At 60.1% G+C, this 22,130-nt stretch carries 21 protein-coding genes; 16 read left to right on the top strand and 5 right to left on the bottom strand.

Annotated elements, in window-relative coordinates; genetic code table 11:
* Positions 1 to 36 precede the first annotated feature (36 nt).
* Positions 37 to 1,116, bottom strand: coding sequence for a cupin domain-containing protein (locus tag ACSBLW_RS17865; RefSeq protein ID WP_435257949.1), 1,080 nt, complete (start codon positions 1,114 to 1,116; stop codon positions 37 to 39).
* 158 nt (positions 1,117 to 1,274) lie between these two features.
* Here ACSBLW_RS17865 and ACSBLW_RS17860 point away from each other — a divergent pair, with 158 nt between their 5' ends.
* From ACSBLW_RS17860 to ACSBLW_RS17845, 4 genes are all read left to right on the top strand, one after another.
* Entirely contained in the window at positions 1,275 to 3,566 is a 2,292-nt protein-coding gene (locus tag ACSBLW_RS17860) for an NADP-dependent malic enzyme (protein WP_435257948.1), read from the top strand.
* 315 nt (positions 3,567 to 3,881) lie between these two features.
* The gene (prpE, locus tag ACSBLW_RS17855) at positions 3,882 to 5,774 is read left to right on the top strand and encodes a propionate-CoA ligase PrpE (RefSeq protein WP_435257947.1); all 1,893 of its coding nucleotides are present in this window, start codon (positions 3,882 to 3,884) and stop codon (positions 5,772 to 5,774) included.
* Positions 5,775 to 5,844: 70 nt separating this feature from the next.
* Complete coding sequence (locus ACSBLW_RS17850) at positions 5,845 to 6,360, top strand: hypothetical protein (protein WP_435257946.1); 516 nt, start codon at positions 5,845 to 5,847, stop codon at positions 6,358 to 6,360.
* A 16-nt stretch (positions 6,361 to 6,376) separates the two neighbouring features.
* The gene (locus ACSBLW_RS17845) at positions 6,377 to 7,792 is read left to right on the top strand and encodes a sigma-54-dependent transcriptional regulator (RefSeq protein ID WP_435257945.1); all 1,416 of its coding nucleotides are present in this window, start codon (positions 6,377 to 6,379) and stop codon (positions 7,790 to 7,792) included.
* Here the strand turns inward: ACSBLW_RS17845 and ACSBLW_RS17840 are convergent.
* A complete protein-coding gene (locus ACSBLW_RS17840) occupies positions 7,789 to 8,553 on the bottom strand; it encodes an NAD kinase (RefSeq protein ID WP_435257944.1) in 765 nt (254 codons plus the stop codon). The genes ACSBLW_RS17845 and ACSBLW_RS17840 overlap by 4 nt on opposite strands.
* Positions 8,554 to 8,750: 197 nt before the next feature.
* On the opposite strand from ACSBLW_RS17840, the gene glyA reads away from it, so the two are divergent.
* The 4 genes from glyA to ACSBLW_RS17820 all read left to right on the top strand — a co-directional run bounded on the left by glyA (position 8,751) and on the right by ACSBLW_RS17820 (position 12,265).
* Entirely contained in the window at positions 8,751 to 10,046 is a 1,296-nt protein-coding gene (gene glyA, locus ACSBLW_RS17835; protein ID WP_435257943.1) for a serine hydroxymethyltransferase, read from the top strand.
* A 167-nt stretch (positions 10,047 to 10,213) separates the two neighbouring features.
* Complete coding sequence (locus tag ACSBLW_RS17830) at positions 10,214 to 10,651, top strand: hypothetical protein (RefSeq protein WP_435257942.1); 438 nt, start codon at positions 10,214 to 10,216, stop codon at positions 10,649 to 10,651.
* A gap of 141 nt (positions 10,652 to 10,792) precedes the next feature.
* Positions 10,793 to 11,209 carry a hypothetical protein gene (locus ACSBLW_RS17825; RefSeq protein ID WP_435257941.1) on the top strand — a complete coding sequence of 139 codons (417 nt, stop codon included), beginning with the start codon at positions 10,793 to 10,795 and terminating at the stop codon, positions 11,207 to 11,209.
* Positions 11,210 to 11,374: 165 nt separating this feature from the next.
* A complete protein-coding gene (locus tag ACSBLW_RS17820) occupies positions 11,375 to 12,265 on the top strand; it encodes a DUF817 domain-containing protein (RefSeq protein ID WP_435257940.1) in 891 nt (296 codons plus the stop codon).
* Here the strand turns inward: ACSBLW_RS17820 and ACSBLW_RS17815 are convergent.
* Positions 12,237 to 12,608 carry a hypothetical protein gene (locus ACSBLW_RS17815; protein ID WP_435257939.1) on the bottom strand — a complete coding sequence of 124 codons (372 nt, stop codon included), beginning with the start codon at positions 12,606 to 12,608 and terminating at the stop codon, positions 12,237 to 12,239. The genes ACSBLW_RS17820 and ACSBLW_RS17815 overlap by 29 nt on opposite strands.
* A gap of 91 nt (positions 12,609 to 12,699) precedes the next feature.
* On the opposite strand from ACSBLW_RS17815, the gene ACSBLW_RS17810 reads away from it, so the two are divergent.
* Positions 12,700 to 13,470, top strand: coding sequence for an alpha/beta fold hydrolase (locus tag ACSBLW_RS17810; protein WP_435257938.1), 771 nt, complete (start codon positions 12,700 to 12,702; stop codon positions 13,468 to 13,470).
* 3 nt (positions 13,471 to 13,473) lie between these two features.
* Here the strand turns inward: ACSBLW_RS17810 and ACSBLW_RS17805 are convergent, their stop codons facing one another.
* Both ACSBLW_RS17805 and ACSBLW_RS17800 read right to left on the bottom strand, forming a co-directional pair.
* Positions 13,474 to 13,965: a cytochrome b gene (locus tag ACSBLW_RS17805; protein WP_435257937.1), complete on the bottom strand. Its 492-nt coding sequence runs from the start codon at positions 13,963 to 13,965 to the stop codon at positions 13,474 to 13,476.
* Positions 13,966 to 14,026: 61 nt separating this feature from the next.
* Positions 14,027 to 14,203 (bottom strand): CTP synthetase, encoded by a 177-nt coding sequence (locus tag ACSBLW_RS17800; RefSeq protein ID WP_435257936.1) that lies wholly within the window; start codon positions 14,201 to 14,203, stop codon positions 14,027 to 14,029.
* A 197-nt stretch (positions 14,204 to 14,400) separates the two neighbouring features.
* Between ACSBLW_RS17800 and pepT the strand changes: the two genes are divergently transcribed.
* From pepT to ACSBLW_RS17765, 7 genes are all read left to right on the top strand, one after another.
* Positions 14,401 to 15,636 carry a peptidase T gene (gene pepT / locus ACSBLW_RS17795; protein ID WP_435257935.1) on the top strand — a complete coding sequence of 412 codons (1,236 nt, stop codon included), beginning with the start codon at positions 14,401 to 14,403 and terminating at the stop codon, positions 15,634 to 15,636.
* Positions 15,636 to 16,304 (top strand): class I SAM-dependent methyltransferase, encoded by a 669-nt coding sequence (locus ACSBLW_RS17790; RefSeq protein WP_435257934.1) that lies wholly within the window; start codon positions 15,636 to 15,638, stop codon positions 16,302 to 16,304. The genes pepT and ACSBLW_RS17790 overlap by 1 nt, the downstream gene beginning before the upstream one ends.
* 232 nt (positions 16,305 to 16,536) lie before the next feature.
* Positions 16,537 to 17,730: an ADP-forming succinate--CoA ligase subunit beta gene (sucC, locus tag ACSBLW_RS17785; protein ID WP_435257933.1), complete on the top strand. Its 1,194-nt coding sequence runs from the start codon at positions 16,537 to 16,539 to the stop codon at positions 17,728 to 17,730.
* 4 nt (positions 17,731 to 17,734) lie between these two features.
* A complete protein-coding gene (locus tag ACSBLW_RS17780) occupies positions 17,735 to 17,932 on the top strand; it encodes a hypothetical protein (protein WP_435257932.1) in 198 nt (65 codons plus the stop codon).
* Positions 17,933 to 18,014: 82 nt separating this feature from the next.
* The gene (gene sucD, locus ACSBLW_RS17775) at positions 18,015 to 18,899 is read left to right on the top strand and encodes a succinate--CoA ligase subunit alpha (RefSeq protein WP_435257931.1); all 885 of its coding nucleotides are present in this window, start codon (positions 18,015 to 18,017) and stop codon (positions 18,897 to 18,899) included.
* Positions 18,900 to 18,919: 20 nt separating this feature from the next.
* Positions 18,920 to 19,072 carry a hypothetical protein gene (locus ACSBLW_RS17770; RefSeq protein ID WP_435257930.1) on the top strand — a complete coding sequence of 51 codons (153 nt, stop codon included), beginning with the start codon at positions 18,920 to 18,922 and terminating at the stop codon, positions 19,070 to 19,072.
* Positions 19,073 to 19,144: 72 nt separating this feature from the next.
* Complete coding sequence (locus ACSBLW_RS17765) at positions 19,145 to 22,108, top strand: 2-oxoglutarate dehydrogenase E1 component (RefSeq protein ID WP_435257929.1); 2,964 nt, start codon at positions 19,145 to 19,147, stop codon at positions 22,106 to 22,108.
* The last annotated feature ends 22 nt before the right edge of the window (positions 22,109 to 22,130 follow it).

The raw sequence follows: 22,130 nt of genomic DNA, 5'->3' as shown, positions 1-22,130 counted from the left end.
TTTCCAAAAGAAGCACAGATCCGCTTCAACCACCCGTCACAGCAACTCGGTTTCCGGGTTGCCGGGCAGCGTCACCTCCAGCAGTTCCAGATCCGCCGTCGCCCCGCCATAGCGCGTGGCCATTCCGGGCGGGATGACAAAGGCATCGCCCGGCGACAGACGGAAAGGCTCTTTGCCCTCGCCTTCCAGCGTCATCTGCCCCGACATGACAAAGGTGAACAGGATGTCTCCGTGATGCTTGGTCCACGGCGCCTCTGCCCCCGTGGGCCGCGCCACCATCACGCTGGCCACCCCCTTGGTGGCCGCGTTGATCGTCGTGTCCCGCGCCTCAAAGCCCGGAATCCGGAACGGCGCAAAGACGCCATCCTTGCCAATGTCATGCACAAATTTCTGCCCATCCCATTCGCGGTCCGGGCGATAGTCCGGTGTGGGCAAGGTCATCTCATGGTCAATCTCGGTCACATGCTCGGCCGGAACGCCAATTTCGACAACCTGCACGCCTTCGGAATGCAACACCTTGTGGCGAATGCCCGGCGGCTGAATAAAGCAATCCCCCGCCTGAATGCGCCGGATCCCGCCCTGATCCTCGTATAAAACGTCAACCCAACCGGCGACACAAAAGATCAGCTGAAAGCCAACCTTGTGGAAATGCACCATATCCGGCACCGGCCCATCCGGCACCCGGATATGGCTGGCAATCATCGCCCCGCCCAATCGGGTGGGGATCAGGTCGCGATACTCCATCCCGGCCCGCCCAATCACCCAAGGTGCCTGATCGGCCAGGCGACGTACGACGAAGGCATGTTCCGTCTTCGGCAAGATCATCGGCGGGTTCAGCTCGTCGATCTCGATCACCGTGCCGTTCGGGGCCGTCAAACGCCGCTTGCCCCCGGCAAAGCCCTCTGGGTCATCGGTCAAGATCCGCAGCGTGCCCGGTGCCTCGGTCGCGCCTTTCTGAATACGCAACCGCAAACCATGGCCTGACAGAACCGCCACCTCGGGGTTATCGGCGGGATAAATCATGTCCAGCCGCATCCCCAGCACCTTGGTGTAGAACGGCAGATCATCCCGCAACTCCTGTGTCGGCAATCTGATCTCGGCCCGCGTCTCTGTCATTGCTTTGTCTCTGCCATGGCTTAGTTTTCGATTTCGCGGCATGGTGGGGCCGTCATGCGCGATTTGCAAGGCAGGCCTGCCCCTGTTCGCGCTAGCAGCCGGTTGGCAGGCCCAAAAATATAGTTTAACGCTAAACAAGTTTTCAGGGAGGGACGAAAATGGAAGACTCGCGGCAGGACGAAGCCAAGCAAGCAGCCCGGCAGGCGGCGCTTGATTACCATGAGTTTCCCAAGCCCGGTAAACTTGAAATCCGCGCAACCAAACCCTTGGCGAATGGTCGCGACCTGTCCCGCGCCTATTCCCCCGGCGTGGCCGAGGCCTGCCTCGAGATCAAGGCAGACCCCGCGACCGCCAGCAAATACACCTCCCGCGGCAATCTTGTCGCCGTCGTCTCGAACGGCACTGCCGTCTTGGGCCTTGGAAACATTGGCGCTTTGGCCTCAAAGCCGGTGATGGAAGGCAAGGCTGTCCTGTTCAAGAAGTTCGCCAATATCGACTGCTTCGACATCGAGGTGAACGAACCAGACCCGGTAAAACTGGCCGAAATCGTCTGCGCGCTGGAACCCACCTTTGGCGCGATCAACCTTGAAGACATCAAGGCGCCAGATTGTTTCATCGTTGAACGACTTTGCCGCGAAAAGATGAACATCCCGGTTTTCCACGATGACCAGCACGGCACCGCCATCGTCGTGGGCGCCGCCGCCACCAACGCGCTCATCGTTTCGGGCAAGAAAGCCGAAGACATCAAAGTGGTCTCCACCGGCGGGGGCGCCGCGGGAATCGCCTGCCTTGAAATGCTCGTGAAACTGGGCGTCAAACGCGAAAACGTCTGGCTCTGCGACCTTGAAGGTCTCGTCTACAAGGGCCGCACCGCCCAGATGACCCCGCAGAAAGAGGCCTTTGCCCAAGGCACCACCGCCGCCACCTTGGCCGAGGTGATCGAAGGCGCAGACCTCTTCCTTGGCCTTTCCGGCCCCGGCGTGCTGACGCCCGAAATGGTGGGCAAGATGGCAAGCCGCCCAATCATCTTCGCATTGGCCAACCCCACCCCGGAAATTCTGCCCGACCTCGCCCGCGAAGTCGCCCCCGATGCGATCATCGCGACGGGCCGGTCCGACTTCCCCAATCAGGTGAACAACGTCCTCTGCTTCCCCTTCATCTTCCGCGGCGCGCTGGATGTCGGCGCGACGACGATCAATGATGAAATGGAACTGGCCTGCATCGAAGGCATCGCGGCCCTTGCCCGCGCCACCACCAGCGCCGAAGCCGCCGCTGCCTATCACGGCGAAACGCTGTCCTTCGGCGCGGATTACCTGATCCCCAAACCCTTCGACCCGCGCCTGATCGGCGTGGTCGCCTCTGCCGTGGCCAAGGCTGCGATGGAAACCGGCGTTGCCGCCCGCCCGATCGAAGATCTCGACGCTTATAAGCGCAAACTTGATGGCTCGGTCTTCAAATCCGCGCTTCTTATGCGCCCCGTGTTCGAAGCCGCCCGTCAGGCCGAACGCAAGATCGTCTTTGCCGAGGGCGAAGACGAACGCGTATTGCGCGCCGCCAATGCGATGCTGGAAGAAACCACCGACCAGCCCATCCTGATCGGCCGTCCCGAAGTGATCGAGGCCCGCTGCGAACGCTATGGCCTTCCCATCCGTCCGGGCCGCGACTTCCACCTTGTGAACCCGGAAAATGACCCGCGCTATCGTGACTACTGGGAAACCTATCACAGCCTGATGGCCCGTCGCGGCGTCACGCCCGACATCGCCCGTGCCGTGATGCGCACCAACACCACCGCCATTGCCGCCGTCATGGTGCATCGCGAAGAGGCCGACAGCATGATCTGCGGCACCTTCGGCCAATACCTCTGGCATCTGGGCTATGTCCGCCAGATCCTCGCCCGCGACGGCCTTCATCCGGTCGGCGCCCTGTCGATGATGATCTTGGAAGACGGCCCGCTGTTCATCGCCGATACCCATGTGCACCCGGAACCCACGCCGCAGCAAATCATGGAATCGGTGATGGGCGCCGCCCGCCATGTCCGACGCTTTGGCCTCACGCCCAAGATCGCTCTTTGCACGCAAAGCCAGTTCGGCAACATGGAAACCGAAAAGGCCCACCGGATGCGCGCCGCTTTGGAAATGCTCGACTCGCGTGAGCCAGACTTCAGCTATGAAGGCGAAATGAATGTCGACGCCGCACTGGATCAGGCGATCCGCGACCGCCTCCTTCCGGGCAGCCGTTTCCAGGGCGCGGCCAATGTTCTGGTCTTTGCCTCGGCGGATGCGGCGTCTGGCGTGCGCAATATCCTCAAGATGAAGGCCGGCGGGCTGGAAGTCGGCCCGATCCTGATGGGCATGGGCAACAAGGCGCATGTCGTGACCCCCTCGATCACCGCGCGCGGCCTGTTGAACATGTCCGCCGTTGCCGGCACGCCGGTCGCCCATTACGGCTAAATCACGCGAAATCCGTGGTCGCACCTGTGATCACGGATGCCCCACGGGAAAGCCACGCAAAACCCACGGTATAACCACGCCGCCTTAGCGGGAAACCGCAGAGATTCGCCCAGCCCGCTCAAGCAACTTTGCAAAGTTTCCACCCATTCGCGGCAAAATTGGCAATTCGCCGGGGTTTGCAAAACTTTGCAGGCTATATCCGCGAACTTCTGCAAACATTTCGTCGCACCCCCCCTTGTCCGACGGTAACATCGTTGCCTGCATACCATCGAATGCCGTAACAAACTGACCAAGCGGCAAGGAGGAGGCGCAGCGATGGGTTACGCAGACATCTATGGCAAGTGGAAGGCCAATCCCGAAGGGTTCTGGATGGATGCCGCCGGGGCTATCGACTGGGTCAAAGCACCCTCCAAGGCTCTCAGCGCAGAAAATGCTCCGATCTACGAATGGTTCACCGATGGCATGGTCAACACCTGCTGGAACGCCGTGGACCGCCATGTCGTCGCAGGCCGTGGCGCTCAGGCCGCGATCATCCATGACAGCCCGGTCACCGGCACCAAACACGTCATCACCTATGCCGAATTGCAAAACCGCGTCGCCCGTCTGGCAGGCGCGCTGAAGGCCAAGGGCGTGACGAAGGGTGACCGCGTCATCATCTACATGCCGATGGTCCCGGAAGCTCTGGAAGCCATGCTCGCCTGCGCCCGCATCGGCGCGATCCACTCGGTCGTTTTCGGCGGCTTTGCTGCCAACGAATTGGCCGTCCGCATCGACGATTCCAAGCCAAAGGCCATCATCGCGGCCTCTTGCGGCATCGAGACCGCGCGGATCATCCATTACAAGCCACTTCTTGATGGCGCCATCGAGCTTGCAAACCACAAGCCTGATTTCTGCGTGATTTTCCAGCGCGAACAAGAGGTTGCCAAGCTGATCGAAGGCCGCGACTTCGAATGGCACGGCTTCCAATTCGGGGCCGAGCCAGCCGAATGTGTGCCGGTTGAAGGAAACCACCCCGCCTATATCCTTTACACCTCCGGCACCACCGGGCAGCCCAAAGGCGTCGTCCGCCCCACTGGCGGCCACCTTGTCGCCCTGAACTGGTCGATGCGCGCCATCTACAATGTCGGCGTGGGAGATGTGTTCTGGGCCGCGTCTGACGTGGGTTGGGTCGTCGGTCACAGCTATATCTGCTATGGCCCGCTGATCGCTGGCTGCACCACCATCGTCTACGAAGGCAAACCCATCGGCACCCCCGATGCCGGTGCCTTCTGGCGGGTGATCAGCGAACATAAGGTCAAGTCATTCTTCACAGCCCCCACCGCCATCCGCGCGGTTAAACGCGACGACCGTGAGGGCGAATTCATCAAGAAGTATGACCTGTCGAACCTTCAGGCTCTGTTCCTTGCCGGCGAACGCGCCGACCCGGATACGATCCAATGGGCGAAGGACAAGCTTGGTGTTCCGGTCATCGACCATTGGTGGCAAACCGAAACCGGCTGGGCCATTGCCGCAAACCCGCTCGGGATCGAAGAGCTGCCTGTGAAGATCGGCTCCCCCTCCGTCCCCATGCCCGGATATGACGTGCAGGTCTTGGACGAAGGCGGCCACCCGGTCGCACCGGGCACCCTTGGCGCCATCGCAATCAAGCTGCCGCTGCCCCCCGGCACCCTGCCAACCCTTTGGAATGCCGAGGAAAGATTCCGAAAGTCCTACCTCAACCACTTCCCCGGCTATTATGAAACCGGCGATGCGGGCTATATCGACGAAGATGGCTACCTTTACATCATGGCCCGCACCGATGACGTGATCAACGTCGCAGGCCACCGCCTTTCGACCGGCGCGATGGAAGAAGTTCTGGCCTCCCACAAGGACGTGGCTGAATGTGCCGTGATCGGCGTCGAAGACGCGCTGAAAGGCCAGTCCCCGCTTGGCTTCCTCTGCCTGAACAAGGGCTCGAACCGCCCCCATGCCGATGTGGTGAAAGAATGCGTGGCCCTGATGCGCGAAAAGATCGGCCCCGTCGCCGACTTCAAGCGCGCGATTGTCGTCGACCGCCTGCCGAAAACCCGCTCGGGCAAGATCCTGCGCGGAACAATGGTGTCCATCGCCGACAACAAGCCTTGGAAAATGCCTGCGACGATCGATGATCCGGCCATTCTGGAAGAGATCACCACCGCGTTGCAAGGCATCGGTCTGGCCAAGGGATAAAGGCCATTTGCGTAAAAAGCCCCTTGCGCGGGGGGTTTCAAGACGGTCATGGCAGCGATAGCCTGTTGCCATGACCAAGTCACAAAACCCAGCGATGGAATCCCTTGCCCAGCAGATTGTCAGCACTCTGTCTGGGGCTTTAGTCCATCCCATGTCGCCCGAGGCGCAAGACGCCGTCAGTCAGGCGCATGAACAGGCGGTGGCACTTTTGGCTCTGATCGCGCCGCAAGAATCGATGGCCATTGATCTTTCGACCTTTGATCGGCTGATGCAGATCGCTGGCCCCGAAACCGCGCCCAGCCTGCTGCAACAGATCTTGATTGATCTTGGTACCATCCGCGATGGCCTGAACAGCAGCGCCCCGGCTCTGGATTGGATGGATTTGCGCAACCAAAGCCATGTCCTGATTTCAATTGCCGGGTCTCTGGGGGCGGAAAGGCTTGGAGGCTTGGCAGAGGACCTGAACCGTTTGGCAAACAGGTCTGACGCCCAGCAATTGAACACGATCCTGCCAACGCTCTTTGCTGAACTGGATGCGCTGCTCGACTTTGTGCGCGGCAGGGCAACGTCCTTGCCGTCAGACTAGGAAGCAGAGGGCACCGATGGCCATTCCCCCCCTTTCAAAACCGCTTCTGCTGATCGAAGACACGCTGTCGCTTCAGATCATGTATCGCGCGGCGATTGAAACTGCCGGACATTCGGTGATCACGGCGTCAAGCGCGGCCGAGGCGCGCCGGGCCTTTGCCGCTGCCAGTCCGGAAATTGTCCTTTTGGATCTGACCCTGCCCGATGGCGACGGCATTGTCCTTTTGCACGAGATGCTGGCCGCTCGCCCCCAAACCTCGGTCATCGTCATCACCGCCAATGCCTCGATCAGCAAAGCGGTCGAGGCGATGCGCGCCGGGGCGCAGGATTTTCTGGTCAAGCCGCTGGACGAAGTGCGCCTCTTGAACGCCATTCGCAATGCCGCTGCGACAATCCCCGCTGCCTCCCGGACAAAACAATCCAAGAGCCAACCCGGCCTGTCCGATTCCATCGCCGGGGGTGATGGCCTGTTCATTGGCTCCTCTCCCGAGATGCGTCAGGTGCATTCCAAGATCCGTTCCGTGGCACCGTCGATGGCCACGGTTTTCATCACCGGGGAAAGCGGTACCGGCAAGGAACTTTGCGCCCTCTCTGTCCACGCCGAAAGCCCCCGCGCCAATGGCCCCTTTATCGCCCTGAACTGCGGCGCGATCCCCCAAGACCTGCTGGAATCCGAAGTTTTCGGCCATATCAAGGGCAGCTTTACCGGCGCAATTTCCGACAAGCCCGGTGCGGCGGCCGCTGCCGATGGCGGCACGCTGTTTCTGGATGAGGTTTGCGAAATGGCCCCGCCCTTGCAAACCAAACTCCTGCGCTTCCTGCAAACCTCGACGGTCCAGCCGGTCGGGGCGACACGGCCCAAAAAGGTCAATGTCCGAATCGTCTGCGCCACCAACCGTGACCCGCTAGAGGCCGTCCGTCGCGGCGAATTCCGCGAAGACCTGTTCTACCGCCTCTTTGTCGTGCCCATCCACATGCCCGCGCTGCGCGACCGCGGCGAAGATGTGATCGAAATCGCAAATTCCGCCCTTGCCCGTTTCGGGCAAGAAGAGGGCCGCGATTTCAGTGGTCTTTCGCCCGAAGTGATCGACCTGTTCCGCAGCTATAGCTGGCCCGGCAATGTGCGTCAGGTGCTCAACGTTATCCGCAATATCGTTGTTCTGAATGCAGGCGGCATTGTCTCTCCCGGCATGTTGCCAGACATGCTGCGCGACATGCACGCTTCCCACGCCCCGGTGCCCAGCCCCATTGCAACCCCGGCCGCGCCGGATTTGACCTCGCTCTTGGGGAAATCCATGGCCGAAATCGAACGATTGGTGATCGCGGAAACCATCGCTCTGCATGGCGGGTCGGTCAGCAAGGCCGCACGCGTCTTGGACCTCTCGCCCTCTACCATCTATCGCAAACTGGAAAGCTGGGGGATAAAGCCCTAGGCGAACTGCTCGACGATCAGGCGTTCTTCCAACCCGTGACCGGGGTCAAACAGAATGCGGTGATTGACCGAAGGTTCTGACCGGATTTCGACCGAAATCACGTTTTGAACCGACCGGCTGTCGGCATCGGCCATGACCGGGCGCTTGGCAGGGTCAATCACGTCCAGCCGGACCACTGCGGTTTTCGGCAACAAGGCCCCCCGCCAACGCCGCGGGCGAAAGGCCGCAACCGCGGTCAGCGCCAGCACATCCGACCCGATGGGCAAGATCGGACCATGCGCCGAATAGTTATAGGCCGTCGATCCAGCAGGCGTGGCCAGCAGCGCACCATCACAGACCAATTCATCCAGCCGCAGCTTGCCATCGACATGGATGGCCAGTTTCGCCGCCTGCGGACCGGCCCGCAACAAGGACACTTCGTTGATGGCCAAGGCCCGCACCACACGCCCCTCGGCAGTCGTGGCCTTCATCTCCAGCGGGTTGATCACGGTTTCTTCCGCCGCCGCCACCCGCTCGGGCAAGGCATCGACGCCATAGGCATTCATCAAGAACCCCACCGTGCCGCAATTCATCCCGTAAACCGGCAGGTCCAGCCCTTCGGTTTCGTGAAGGGTCTGCAACATGAACCCGTCGCCCCCAAGCGCCACGACCACGGTCGCCTTGTCCAGATCACATTGGCCGTGGCGGGCGGTCAGCGTGGCCAAAGCCTCTTGGGCGGCCGGCGCCTGACTGGCGCGAAAGACGATTTTGGGATGTGTCAAAGGCGTTCTCCTCGGCTCTTTTGTGACGCCCGCCCCCCGCAAACTCAAGCCCCACAAAGGACGCAGGTTTCCTTTCGGCACCAAAATTTCGCACAAACCTCGGCTTGCGTCGTTTTACAACCTTTCCGACCACGCCCCCTTGCCTTAAATGGGCGCCATCCCGACCCCCGGCCAACAGGCCTTTGCAGGAGACGCCCATGAACGCCCCGCACCGCGACAACGGATTTTTCACCGAAAGCCTGTCCAGCCGTGACCCCGAACTTTTCGGCGCCGTCACCAAGGAACTGGGCCGTCAGCGCCACGAAATCGAACTGATCGCCTCGGAAAACATCGTCTCCCGCGCCGTGATGGAGGCCCAAGGCTCGGTCCTGACGAACAAATATGCCGAAGGCTATCCGGGCAAGCGCTATTATGGCGGCTGCGAGTACGTTGACGTGGCGGAAAACCTTGCCATCGAACGCGCCTGCAAGCTGTTCAATTGCGAATTCGCAAACGTCCAGCCGAACTCCGGCTCGCAAGCGAACCAGGGCGTGTTTCAGGCCCTGCTGCAGCCCGGTGACACCATCCTTGGCATGTCGCTGGATGCTGGCGGCCACCTGACCCACGGTGCTGCCCCGAACCAGTCGGGCAAATGGTTCAAGGCCGTGCAATACGGTGTGCGCAAGCAAGACCTGACCCTGAACTACGATCAGGTCGCAGAACTTGCCGCCGAACATAAGCCCAAGCTGATCATCGCTGGCGGCTCGGCCATTCCGCGCGTCATCGACTTCGCCCGTATGCGCGAAATCGCGGATTCGGTCGGCGCTTACCTCCTCGTCGACATGGCCCACTTCGCAGGTCTGGTCGCGGCCGGCCTTTACCCGTCGCCCTTCCCCTATGCCCATGTCGCAACCACCACCACGCACAAGACCCTGCGCGGCCCGCGCGGCGGCATGATCCTGACGAATGACGAGGCGATTGCCAAAAAGGTCAACTCGGCCATCTTCCCGGGCATTCAGGGTGGCCCGCTGATGCACGTCATCGCTGCCAAGGCCGTCGCCTTTGGCGAGGCGCTGCGCCCCGAGTTCAAATCCTATCAGGCTCAGGTCATCAAGAACGCGCAAGCGCTGGCCGACGAACTGATGAAGGGCGGCCTCGACATCGTCACCGGCGGCACCGACAGCCACCTGATGCTGGTCGACCTGCGCCCCAAAGGCGTCAAGGGCAACGCGACCGAGAAAGCCTTGGGCCGCGCCCATATCACCTGCAACAAGAACGGCATCCCCTTCGACACCGAAAAGCCAACGATCACCTCGGGCGTCCGCCTTGGCACCCCGGCTGGCACCACCCGCGGCTTTGGTGAAGAAGAGTTCCGCCAGATCGCCCGTTGGATCACCGAGGTTGTCGATGGCCTCGCCGCCAACGGCGAAGAAGGCAACGGCGATGTCGAAGCCAAGGTGAAAGCCGAGGTCGAAGCCCTCTGCCAGCGCTTCCCGATCTACCCGGACCTCTGATCCGTCCCAAACCCCAACACTCAAAGGGTGCGCCCCGGCGCACCCTTTTTCTTTGCGAAACCGCCCGAAGACAGCCTACATCCGTCATGGTCTGACAGGATCCATCGTCCGTGCTTCGGTCATATACGTGCACCCGACCTGCCCTTAGGGCACGAAAGGCCTTCATCTTGAAAAAAGCCGCCTTGGCATCGCTTTTGAACAGTCTTGACCATCAGGAAAAGGCTGAAATCATCCTCTGCTTTGCACGGAGGATGGTTCAGGACTACCTTTTCGGCATAAAGCGTGGGGTCGAAACAGCGCCAGCAGATAAAATTGAAGCAATATATAATTCTAATCTCGGCTTGGACGAGCGTCTGGCAGAAAGCATCCGCACGGATGACAAAGGGCGCATGTTAAAGACGGGCCTGGTTGAAGTCTTCCGGCTCATTCCAATTATGCAGCGTCAGCCCTCCGGGCCGAGGTTCAATGCGTTCCTCCGTCACCATTTGCAAGGCCCAGTGTTTCGCGACCTGTATTCCGCGGCAGGCCTCAACGTCGAAAGCATTCGCTATGATCGGAACTTTCCTGTCGAGCCACTGACCCCAGCCGATGTACTTGGTCCCTAAAGCAGACCGTGTCGCACCCCGGCCCCAACCACTACGCCTATTCCCATAACAATCGGATCACTAGGATAGACCCGAAGTGAATCACCGCATTGCCAATGGTGATGCGGCAACGGTGCTTATGTGCCAAAGGAAGGCGTGACGATGGTAACTGAGTTTACCGGTATTGATTTAATTGCTTGGTTGCTCAAGAAGTTTCTCTTCGAGTTTGCTGTCGGCAGCATCGGACTATTCATCTTAACTCTGTTTTTTGACGTCGGCCTTCATCTTACGGGAAGTCTCGCCTCAGTAATTTTTGGCGCTCCTTTGGTGCTTCTGGTGGCAGCGACCTTGACCCTCTATCTTCCGTTTTCAATTATTGTGGGACTTTTGCTTGGCGCCTTAGGGCGAAAAGATACTGCGGAAAGACGGATGACTCTTTGGTACGCGGCAGCCTGTATTGGCTATATCTGCATCGGGTTGTTTGTCGCGGGATTCGACTCTGGAAGCATTGCAATAGGAGTTTCATTAATTCTGGGCAACGTGGCCTATCTTCTTCTGTGCCTACAGAAGCAAGCGTAAGTCGCTCTTCAGCCCGATTTATTAAAAAACACCTAACGCCAAAACATAACACGTTGATTTTAAACACCATAAAAAGCGTCCCCGACGGGGACGCTCGGGTTTTCCTGACATTGACCGCAGCTTTTGCGGCCCCTAGCTTGGCTGGACCTGATCTGAAAGGCCCCGATGACCGCCCCGATCCGCTCCACCCTCAGCCTTGAACGCCGCCTTGGTGACTGGGCCCGCGCACGCCTTCCCCACCTGCTGGTCGAGGCGGTGATGTTCATTCTGAAACAAGGCTGGGCCTGCCTGTTCGGCGGCCTTCTCCTCATCGCCATCATCGGGACCAAGCTGATCTGGAACCCCGACTGGCCCCTCCATCGCTACGACGCCCTGTTCCTCTTCGCGATCACGACCCAAGCCCTTTTCCTGCGGTTCAAACTGGAAACTTGGGAAGAGGCCCGCGTGATCCTTCTCTTTCACCTGACCGGCACCGCGATGGAGTGGTTCAAGGTCCATGCCGGAAGCTGGGCCTACCCCGAGCCGGGTATCTTCAAGCTGATGGATGTGCCGCTCTTTTCCGGTTTCATGTATGCCGCTGTCGGCAGCTATATCGCCCGGGTGATCCGCATCTTCGACATGCGCTTCGCCCCCTATCCGCCGTTCTGGATGACCATGGTTCTGGCCGTGGCGATCTATGTGAACTTCTTTGCCCACCACTTCCTGCCCGACATCCGCTACGCCCTTTTCGCTGCGACCCTGATCCTCTTTGCCCGCACCCGGATCTGGTTCCGCGTCTCGTCGCATGAAGACGCCCGCGACTGGTGGATGCCCCTGCCCGTCGCCGCCTTCCTGTCTGCCCTGGCCCTTTGGGTGGCCGAAAATGTGGGGACCGCAACCGGAACGTGGCTCTACTCCGGCCAGTTGCCCGGCCAGTGGGTCAGCTTTGCCAAATTGGGGTCGTGGTATCTACTTCTCTTCGTGGCCTTCGCCACGGTGACTGTCGTCATCCGCTCGGCCCTGTCACAAAAGCCGCTTTCGCCGCGCGTCAGATCGCACCCTTCGCGCGCTGTATGAACAGCCAGACAGCCCCGACGACCAGAAGCCCGAAAGCCACGGTGGCCGCGATGCCAATCAGACGGGCCTTGAACCCGCCCCTTTGGGTAACGGTCGAAAGGTGGTGCACGCAGATATCGTAATCCTGCGCGACCTTGCCCATATCGACCTGAACCAAAAGCTTGGGGTTCTTTCCCCGCTCGGCTGCATCCGCCAAAGCCTCGCCTGCGTGGCGCACCTTACGCGGCAGCAAACGCCCACCCCGCTTGAGCTTGGTCTTCAAATCCTTGCCACGGATACGCAGGCGTTCTTCCATCATGTCGGCGACACGATCGGCCATCTGCTGCAACGTTACTGCACTCATGAAACCCTCATCTTTGCCGCAAGGGTAATCTTCCCGCGCGGAATGCTCAACTGATCTGGCCGATGCCGCCGACAAGCGATAAACCGGTGGCATGCTTGCCACGATCCATCACCCCGCGACCACCCCCAGCGACGCCTTGCCGTTGCTGATCGTCCACGGCCTCTACGGCTCGGCCCGCAATTGGGGGGTCATTGCCCGCCGGCTGGCCGATATCCGCGACGTCTGGGCGGTCGATCAACGCAACCACGGCTCCAGCCCGCGCAACCCCACCCATGATTATCCGGCAATGGCCAAAGATATTGCCGAGGTGATCGACCATCTGGGGGGCAAGGTTGATCTCTTGGGTCATTCGATGGGCGGCAAGGCTGCGATGCAACTGGCCCTGACGCAGCCGGAAAAGATCCGCCGCCTGATCGTCGCCGATATCGCGCCTGTCGCCTATGACCATGATCAAACCCGGCATATCCATGCGATGCGCAGCCTTGATCTGGAAACATTGACCAACCGGGCCGAAGCGGATGCAGCCCTTGCGACGATGGTTGACAACCCGACCTTGCGGTCTTTCTTCCTGCAATCGCTCGACTTCAAGACAAAGCCGCCACAGTGGAAACTGAATCTGGACGTGCTAGAGGCCGAGATGCCTAAGATCGTCGGCTGGCCCGGCACCCAAGGGCAGTTCGACGGCCCGACACTCTTCCTCACAGGTGCAGAAAGCACCTATGTTCGGCCCGAATACCGCGAGCAGATCCGCAGCCTTTTCCCGGTCGCGCGTTTTGCGAAGATCCCCGGTGCGGGGCATTGGCTGCACGCCGAAAAGCCCCGCGAGTTCGAAGAGACGGTCCGAGTTTTCCTGACCGCCTGACTCTTACTTTTCTGCCCGCTTCATCCGCAGCATCAGCCCGTCCTTCAGCCAGAACTGATGCCAAAGGGCGGCAAGCAAATGGACTGCCACAAGGATCAGCATGGCGGGCTTCATCGCTTCATGCACTTCTGCCGAAGCCTCGATGCCACCAAACCACGCAACAGCACCGGTGATCGGCATCAGAATCATCAGCGCATAAAGCGCCATGTGTCCCAGATGGGCCGCCAGCTTCAGCGGCGCAGGCTCGGCTTCTGGTGGGGGCGGTGCGCCACGGGTTTTCCGCAACACCAAACGCCAAGCCGCAAAGACCAGAACGGCCAACCCGCCAAAGACGTGCATTGCGACGACCGGATCGAACGCCGCCACTCCCCCATCTTCGATCACGTCCCAAGCCTCGGCAATCGGCTCATGCAAGACAAACTGCAAAACGATCAGCACCGCGACTACCCAGTGAAGGGCGATTTGGGCGCGCGAATAACCTTTGGGTAAGGACATAGCCTGCTCCTGAATTGGGGCCTTTGCATCGTAACGTCTAGGCCACCGCTTTCCGTCGCGCTCAGGCGATCTGACGGGCGACAAACCAACTGACCGGAATGGCCGCAACAAATCCGATGGATGCCGCAGCCAGAATGGGCCTCAGCGTATCCATTCCCATCGTCAAGGCAAAGACAATCGCAGCCCCCATCAGAGAGGTCGAAATGATTGAAAACAAAACCATCATCAAACGAGACATTGGTGAACTCCGTTTCACACCAGCGCGCATTTCCGACTTCCTGTTAGACCATTCCCCACTTCTGCGCTTTGATCCGCATCAATCACATTCCAAAACAAGAATTCGTCTCCCATACCTGCGCGCGTTCTCAAATCCTCCCGCCCATTGACTTCCCTCACCCAAGGACGCCACATCACCGCCAAGCGAAGGAGAGAGAGATGAGCCGTTTTGACGCAGAACTGGAAGACCGCCTGACCCGCTATGCGGCGATTGACAGCCAAAGCGATGAAGACTCGCCTTCCTCCCCCTCGACCGCAATTCAGTGGGATATCCTGCGCCTTCTGGAACAAGAGCTACGCGAAATCGGGGCGTCCGACGTCGAGCTTTCGGAATATGGCACCGTCTATGCGACAATCCCCGGCACCGTCCCCGGACCGACCGTTGGCTTTCTGGCCCATGTCGATACGGCCCCACAGTTCAATGCAACGGGGGTAAAGCCGCGCACCATCCGCAAATGGAATGGTGGCGACATCACCTTCCCCGATGCGCCGGGTCTTGTTCTTTCACCCAATGACTTCCCCTATCTGGCGGAAAAACAGGGGCATGACCTCATCACCGCCTCGGGCACCACACTCTTGGGCGCCGATGACAAGGCGGGGGTCGCCATCATCATGACGGCCGCGCGTCACCTTCTGGCCAATCCGCAAATCAAACGCCCCACCCTGCGCATTGCCTTCACCCCGGATGAGGAAATCGGGCGCGGGGTCGATGCCCGCGTGCCAAAGGACATCAAGGCCGATTTCGCCTATACCTTCGACGGCGGGGCCGTGGGTGAGATCGAATATGAAAGCTTTTCTGCCGATGGCGCGGTGGTGCAGATCACCGGTGTCTCCATCCACCCCGGCTATGCCAAGGACAAGATGGTGAACGCACTGCATCTGGCGGCAAAGATCATCGACACCCTGCCCCATGTGACCATGACACCGGAAACGACCGATGGGCGCGACGGCTTTATTCATGCCTATGAACTGACAGGCGGCAGCGCCGAGGCGACTTTGCGTTTCATCCTGCGCGATTTCGAACTGGACGGGTTGGCCGCCAAGGGGGTCTTGCTGCAAAAGGTGTGCGAGGCCGTCCAACTGGGCGAACCCCGCGCGCAGATCACCTGCACCATCAAGCCGCAATACCGCAACATGCGCTATTGGCTAGAAAAGGACATGACGCCCGTGGAATTGGCCCGCGCTGCCGCCCGCAAAATCGGGGTCGAGCCGGTTTCCGTCCCCATTCGCGGCGGCACCGATGGGTCGCGTCTGACGGAAATGGGCGTGCCCTGTCCGAACCTGTTCACCGGAATGCAGAACATCCACGGCCCGCTGGAATGGATTTCGGTGCAGGATATGGCCGTGGCCACCGATCTCATGCTGGAACTGGCACAACAGGCCGCCAAGGACTGATGGCGCGACCGGTTTCCCCCTATCTGGTTCCCGGCTTTTACGACAAGGCGCTGGCCGAAGGCCGCCACCGCGACATCGTGGGTGGCCGCTGGGATGAGACCGGGCGGGTGCAGATGGCGGTGCTGAAAGAGGCCGGGCTCTTGCCGCATCATCACCTCTTGGACATCGGCGCAGGCTCCATGCGGCTTGGCTGCAAGGCCGTGCCTTATCTTGAGCCCGGGCATTACTGGGCCACCGATGCCAGCCTTGCCCTGATGCAAAGGGGGCGAGAATTGGAACTTTCAGATCCGGCCCGCCTTTCGCCGGACCACCTGATCGAAGATCATGACTTCAGCTTTCCGGGCGTTCCGCAGACGATAGATTTCGCCATCGCCTTTGGGGTGTTTACGCACCTGCCCCTTGGGCATCTGCAAACTGCCCTCACAAACCTTCCCGCTCGCTGCCCGCAGCTTATCGCTTTGCTGTTCACGGTGTTTCTCGCCCCTGAAAACCAGTCAGGCGCCTACCGGCAAACCGATGGTGTCGTCACACATCCGGACCGAGCGCCTTGGCATTTTCGACAGTCGGACGTTCTGGGAACTGCATCCAACTGCGGCTGGCTGATTGAACAAACCCCTGCGCTTCTGCCGCGCGGTCAGGCCCTGTTCACCGCAAAAATCCGCTGTTAGCGCCAACAAATTAAAGCCTTTTCTATGCATTCCGAATCACTTTTGCATTTGTGATCACGCTTCCAAAGCCCGCGCGAAGGAACGCCACGACAACTTGTGATCACACCCATAATCGCCGTGATCACAAATGTCGGTTTATTGGCGGAATTGCCCTCTATCGTCGAAAACACGTTTTGCGGACGCCGTTTTACATGGCATCACGCTATGAAATCGAACAGCCGAGGGACGACCGATGAACATCCATGAATATCAGGCCAAAGCTCTTCTGCGGTCCTATGGCGTTCCGGTCTCGGACGGCCGCGTGGTGCTGAAAGCCGAAGATGCAAAAACCGCTGCTGGCGAGCTTGATGGCCCGCTGTGGGTTGTGAAAGCGCAGATCCACGCAGGCGGCCGGGGCAAGGGCAGCTTCAAAGAAGCCGAGGCCGGTGAAAAGGGCGGCGTCCGCCTTGCCCGCTCGGTCGAGGAAGCCGACCAGTTCGCCCGTCAGATGCTGGGCCGCACGCTGGTGACCATCCAGACCGGCCCTGCCGGCAAGCAGGTCAACCGCATCTACATCGAAGACGGTTCGGACATCGAGCGTGAACTCTATCTCGCCATGCTGATCGACCGCAAATCCTCGCGCATCTCGTTCGTTGCCTCGACCGAAGGCGGCATGTCGATCGAAGATGTGGCCCATGACACGCCCGAAAAGATCGTCTCCTTCACCGTCGACCCGGCTTCGGGCCTGTCGGATTTCCACGGCCGCCGCGTGGCCTTTGCCCTTGGTCTGGAAGGACCGCAGGTTAAGCAATGCGTCGCCATGGTCAAAAACCTTTACAAGCTGTTTGTCGAAAAAGACATGGACATGCTGGAAATCAACCCGCTGGTGGTCATGACCAACGGCAACTTGAAATGCCTTGATGCCAAGATGGGCTTTGACGGCAACGCCATCTACCGTCACCCCGATATCGCCGCCCTGCGCGACGAAACCGAAGAAGACCCGAAAGAACTGGCCGCATCGAAGTTCGACCTGAACTACATCGCGCTTGATGGCGAAATCGGCTGCATGGTGAACGGCGCAGGTCTGGCGATGGCCACGATGGACATCATCAAGCTTTACGGCGCTGAACCGGCCAACTTCCTTGACGTCGGCGGCGGCGCCACCAAGGAAAAAGTGACCGAAGCCTTCAAGATCATCACCTCGGATCCGAACGTCAAAGGCATCCTCGTGAACATCTTTGGCGGCATCATGCGCTGCGACATCATCGCCGAAGGCACCATTGCCGCGGTGAAGGAAGTTGGTCTGAAGGTGCCGCTGGTTGTTCGCCTTGAAGGGACGAACGTCGAACTCGGCAAGAAGATCATCAACGAATCTGGCCTGAACGTGATCGCCGCCGACAACCTGTCGGATGCGGCACAGAAGATTGTCAAAGCGGTGAAAGGGTAACTTGATGCGCAACACTCTCGTCCTTGGTCTGACCAGCCTCCTGCTTGCCGCTTGTGGCGGCGGCCTCGGAGGCAACCCCGGTACAGACGGCCACGTTCCTGTCTGCCAAGAGCAGTCGGATTGGGCGCGCTCGGGAACGGTTCCAGATGGCGAGATTGCGATTTCCTGCCCGGCTCATGGGATCGGCGACTACGGCAACTAAGCCCGCCGATCCTCAACCTGGCAGTCCGTGAACCGGGCGGCAACTCCGCCCGAAACCAGAACGTTTTCTTCAGGAGGCCCCGATGGCCGTACTCGTCGACAAAAACACCAAAGTCATCTGCCAGGGCTTCACCGGCTCGCAGGGCACCTTCCATTCGGAACAGGCCATCGCCTATGGCACCCAGATGGTTGGCGGCGTGACGCCCGGCAAAGGCGGCACTTCGCACCTGAACCTTCCGGTGTTCAACTCTGTGCACGAAGCCAAGGCAAAGACCGCGGCCAACGCCTCTGTGATCTACGTTCCCCCGCCCTTCGCCGCCGACTCGATCCTTGAGGCCATCGACGCCGAAATGGAACTGATCGTCTGCATTACCGAAGGCATCCCGGTTCTGGACATGATGAAAGTCAAGCGCGCCCTCGAAGGCTCGAAGTCGCGCCTCGTCGGGCCGAACTGCCCCGGCGTCATCACCCCCGACGCCTGCAAAATCGGCATCATGCCGGGCCACATCCACCGTCGCGGTTCCGTGGGCGTCGTGTCGCGCTCTGGCACCCTGACCTACGAGGCCGTGAAGCAGACCACCGATCTGGGCCTTGGCCAGTCGACCGCTGTCGGCATCGGCGGTGACCCGATCAAGGGCACCGAACATATCGACGTGTTGAACATGTTCCTCGATGATCCGGAAACGACCTCGATGATCATGATCGGTGAAATCGGTGGTTCGGCCGAAGAAGAAGCCGCCGAATTCCTGAAAGAGCAAAAGAAGAAAGGCCGCTGGAAGCCCTGCGCCGGTTTCATCGCTGGCCGCACCGCTCCTCCCGGCCGCCGCATGGGCCATGCCGGTGCGATCGTTGCCGGTGGCAAGGGTGACGCGGAATCGAAGATCGAGGCCATGAAATCAGCCGGCATCGTCGTCGCAGACAGCCCTGCGACATTGGGCGAAGCCGTGATGAAAGCCATCGGCAAATAAAGCAGATCAAGGAGATCACCATGGAAGAAGAGGTTTTCGACAAGCGCAGTGTCTTGGGTCTGGCCTCCTTCCTGGGTTTGATCCTTGCACTGGCCCTGGCCGTTCCCTTCACTTTGGACCGGGCAGAGCCGAACCAGCCGCTGACCAAAGCGGTCAAAGGTTTGATGAACTGAAATGCGGGCGGAAGGGTGACGATCCTTCCGCCCGAAACTGAATAAAGCGCCACCCGAGGAGAGGTGCACGACATGACCGAGCAATCCCCAAACAGCCAGTTCCGCGCAGGCTCGTTCCTAGACGGAGCGAACGCGGAATATATCGACCAGCTTCAGGCGCGCTTCGCTGCTGACCCAAGTTCAGTGGATGCCGCATGGGCCGAATTTTTCCGCAGCCTTGGGGAAAGCGAAGTCACCGCAAAGCGCGCCGCCGAAGGCCCAAGCTGGGCCCGCAACGACTGGCCGCAGCAGCCCGCTGACGACCTGACCGCCGCCCTGACCGGCGAATGGCCCGCACCGCCGGTGAAAGAAGCCAAGGCCGCCGGCAAGAAAATTGTCGAAAAGGCCACCGAAGCGGGCGTTTCGCTGTCTGACGCGCAGGTGCAGCGCGCCGTGCTGGATTCGATCCGCGCGCTGATGATCATCCGCGCCTACCGTATCCGCGGCCACCTGATCGCCGACATCGACCCGCTGGGCATGCGCGACCACACCCCGCATCCAGAGCTGGACCCGAAATCCTATGGCTTCACCGAAGCCGATATGGACCGCCCGGTTTTCATCGACAATGTTCTGGGCCTGCAAATCGCCTCGATGCGCCAGATCATCGACATCGTGAAGCGCACCTATTGCGGCACCTTTGCGCTGCAATACATGCACATCTCCGATCCCGAGCAGGCCAGCTGGCTGAAAGAGCGGATCGAAGGCTATGGCAAGGAAATCGCCTTCACCCGCGAAGGCCGCAAAGCCATTTTGAACAAGCTGGTCGAAGCCGAAGGCTTTGAAAAGTTCCTGCACGTCAAATACATGGGCACCAAGCGTTTCGGCCTTGATGGCGGCGAAGCGCTGATCCCGGCGATGGAAGCGATCATCAAGCGCGGCGGTCAGTTGGGCCTGAAGGAAATCGTCATCGGCATGCCGCACCGCGGCCGTCTGAACATTCTTGCCAACGTGATGGGCAAACCTTACCGCGCCATCTTCCACGAATTCCAAGGCGGCAGCTACAAGCCCGAGGATGTGGACGGCTCTGGCGACGTGAAGTATCACCTCGGCGCCTCGTCGGACCGTGAGTTCGATGGCAACAAGGTCCACCTGTCCCTGACCGCGAACCCCAGCCACCTTGAGGCTGTGAACCCGGTCGTTCTGGGCAAGGTCCGCGCCAAGCAAGACCAATATGGCGACACGAATGAACGCATCGCCGTTCTTCCCATCCTTCTGCACGGCGATGCGGCCTTTGCAGGTCAGGGTGTCGTCGCCGAATGCTTCGGCCTGTCTGGTCTGCGTGGTCATCGCACCGGCGGCACGATCCATATCGTCGTCAACAACCAGATCGGCTTTACCACCGCGCCTCACTTCTCGCGTTCGTCGCCCTACCCGACCGACATCGCACTGATGGTCGAAGCCCCGATCTTCCACGTCAATGGTGACGACCCCGAGGCCGTGGTGCACGCCGCAAAGGTTGCCATCGAATTCCGCCAGAAGTTCCACAAAGACGTGGTTCTGGACATCTTCTGCTACCGCCGCTTCGGTCACAACGAAGGCGACGAGCCGATGTTCACCAACCCGCAGATGTATACCAACATCAAGAAGCACAAGACCACGCTTCAGCTTTACACCGACCGTCTGGTGAAAGATGGCCTGATCCCCGAAGGCGAAATCGAAGACATGAAGGCCGCGTTCCAGTCGCGCCTGAATGAAGACTTCGAGGCGGGCAAGTCGTTCAAGCCGAACAAGGCCGACTGGCTGGATGGCCGTTGGTCAGGCCTCGACCGCGAGCGCGAGGAATACCAGCCGGGCGACACCGCGATCAAACCGGAACTGCTGGCTGAAGTCGGCAGCGCCCTGACCCGTGCCCCGGACAATTTCGACCTGCACAAGACCGTTGGCCGCCTGTTGGAAAACAAGGCAAAGATGTTCGAAACGGGCAAGGGATTTGACTGGGCAACCGCCGAAGCACTCGCTTTTGGTTCGCTTTTGACAGAAGGCTTCCCGGTCCGCCTGTCCGGGCAGGATTGTACCCGCGGCACCTTCTCGCAGCGCCATTCCGGCCTTGTCGACCAGACCACCGAAGAACGCTACTACCCGCTGAACCACATCCGGGCTGGCCAGTCGCGTTACGAAGTGATCGACTCGATGCTGTCGGAATATGCGGTTCTGGGCTTCGAATACGGCTACTCGCTGTCGGAACCCAACGCCCTTGTCATGTGGGAAGCCCAATTTGGCGATTTCGCCAACGGCGCCCAGATCATGTTCGACCAGTTCGTGAACTCGGGCGAAAGCAAATGGCTTCGGATGTCGGGCCTCGTCTGCCTTCTGCCGCATGGCTACGAAGGTCAGGGTCCGGAACACTCCTCGGCGCGCCCCGAACGCTTCCTGCAGATGTGCGCCAATGACAACTGGATCGTCGCGAACTGCTCGACCCCGGCGAACTATTTCCACATCCTGCGCCGTCAGCTGCACCGCACCTTCCGCAAGCCGCTGATCCTGATGACGCCGAAATCGCTTCTGCGCCACCCGATGTGCATTTCGGATGCCGAAGACTTCACCACCGGCAGCCAGTTCCACCGTGTTCTGTGGGATGACGCACAAAAAGGCCATTCGGACCTGAAGCTGAAGTCCGATGACAAGATCAAGCGCGTCGTCATGTGCTCGGGCAAGGTCTATTACGATCTCTTGGCCGAACGGGACAAGCGCGGCGCCGATGACATCTATCTTCTGCGTCTGGAACAGTTCTACCCCTTCCCGGTTCAGGCCCTCAGCAAGGAACTGGAACGCTTCAAGGGCGCGGAAATCATCTGGTGTCAGGAAGAGCCGAAGAACCAGGGCTACTGGACCTTCGTCGAACCGAATATCGAATGGGTTCTGAACAAGATCGGCGCCAAGCACACCCGCCCGCGCTATGTCGGACGTGCCGCTTCGGCCTCGCCGGCAACCGGCCTCGCGTCGCGCCACAAGCACGAGCAGGAAACGCTCGTTAACGAAGCACTGACGCTGACCTAAATGCTTTGATCCCTTCCCGCGG

Origin of the sequence: Thioclava sp. FR2 (genome assembly GCF_051200875.1) — a bacterium.
GTDB lineage: Bacteria > Pseudomonadota > Alphaproteobacteria > Rhodobacterales > Rhodobacteraceae > Pseudotabrizicola.
This window is presented reverse-complemented; position numbering and strand designations above follow the sequence as displayed.

Bases quoted from the DNA above. Each gene is read 5' to 3' on its own strand.
- ACSBLW_RS17860 (WP_435257948.1), top strand. From the start codon at position 1,275: ATGGAAGACTCGCGGCAGGACGAAGCCAAGCAAGCAGCCCGGCAGGCG.
- ACSBLW_RS17805 (WP_435257937.1), bottom strand. From the start codon at position 13,965: ATGTCCTTACCCAAAGGTTATTCGCGCGCCCAAATCGCCCTTCACTGG.
- ACSBLW_RS17765 (WP_435257929.1), top strand. From the start codon at position 19,145: ATGACCGAGCAATCCCCAAACAGCCAGTTCCGCGCAGGCTCGTTCCTA.
- prpE (WP_435257947.1), top strand. From the start codon at position 3,882: ATGGGTTACGCAGACATCTATGGCAAGTGGAAGGCCAATCCCGAAGGG.
- pepT (WP_435257935.1), top strand. From the start codon at position 14,401: ATGAGCCGTTTTGACGCAGAACTGGAAGACCGCCTGACCCGCTATGCG.
- ACSBLW_RS17865 (WP_435257949.1), bottom strand. From the start codon at position 1,116: ATGACAGAGACGCGGGCCGAGATCAGATTGCCGACACAGGAGTTGCGG.
- ACSBLW_RS17800 (WP_435257936.1), bottom strand. From the start codon at position 14,203: ATGTCTCGTTTGATGATGGTTTTGTTTTCAATCATTTCGACCTCTCTG.
- ACSBLW_RS17825 (WP_435257941.1), top strand. From the start codon at position 10,793: ATGGTAACTGAGTTTACCGGTATTGATTTAATTGCTTGGTTGCTCAAG.
- glyA (WP_435257943.1), top strand. From the start codon at position 8,751: ATGAACGCCCCGCACCGCGACAACGGATTTTTCACCGAAAGCCTGTCC.
- ACSBLW_RS17815 (WP_435257939.1), bottom strand. From the start codon at position 12,608: ATGAGTGCAGTAACGTTGCAGCAGATGGCCGATCGTGTCGCCGACATG.
- ACSBLW_RS17790 (WP_435257934.1), top strand. From the start codon at position 15,636: ATGGCGCGACCGGTTTCCCCCTATCTGGTTCCCGGCTTTTACGACAAG.
- ACSBLW_RS17770 (WP_435257930.1), top strand. From the start codon at position 18,920: ATGGAAGAAGAGGTTTTCGACAAGCGCAGTGTCTTGGGTCTGGCCTCC.
- sucD (WP_435257931.1), top strand. From the start codon at position 18,015: ATGGCCGTACTCGTCGACAAAAACACCAAAGTCATCTGCCAGGGCTTC.
- sucC (WP_435257933.1), top strand. From the start codon at position 16,537: ATGAACATCCATGAATATCAGGCCAAAGCTCTTCTGCGGTCCTATGGC.
- ACSBLW_RS17810 (WP_435257938.1), top strand. From the start codon at position 12,700: ATGCTTGCCACGATCCATCACCCCGCGACCACCCCCAGCGACGCCTTG.
- ACSBLW_RS17820 (WP_435257940.1), top strand. From the start codon at position 11,375: ATGACCGCCCCGATCCGCTCCACCCTCAGCCTTGAACGCCGCCTTGGT.
- ACSBLW_RS17780 (WP_435257932.1), top strand. From the start codon at position 17,735: ATGCGCAACACTCTCGTCCTTGGTCTGACCAGCCTCCTGCTTGCCGCT.
- ACSBLW_RS17850 (WP_435257946.1), top strand. From the start codon at position 5,845: ATGACCAAGTCACAAAACCCAGCGATGGAATCCCTTGCCCAGCAGATT.
- ACSBLW_RS17845 (WP_435257945.1), top strand. From the start codon at position 6,377: ATGGCCATTCCCCCCCTTTCAAAACCGCTTCTGCTGATCGAAGACACG.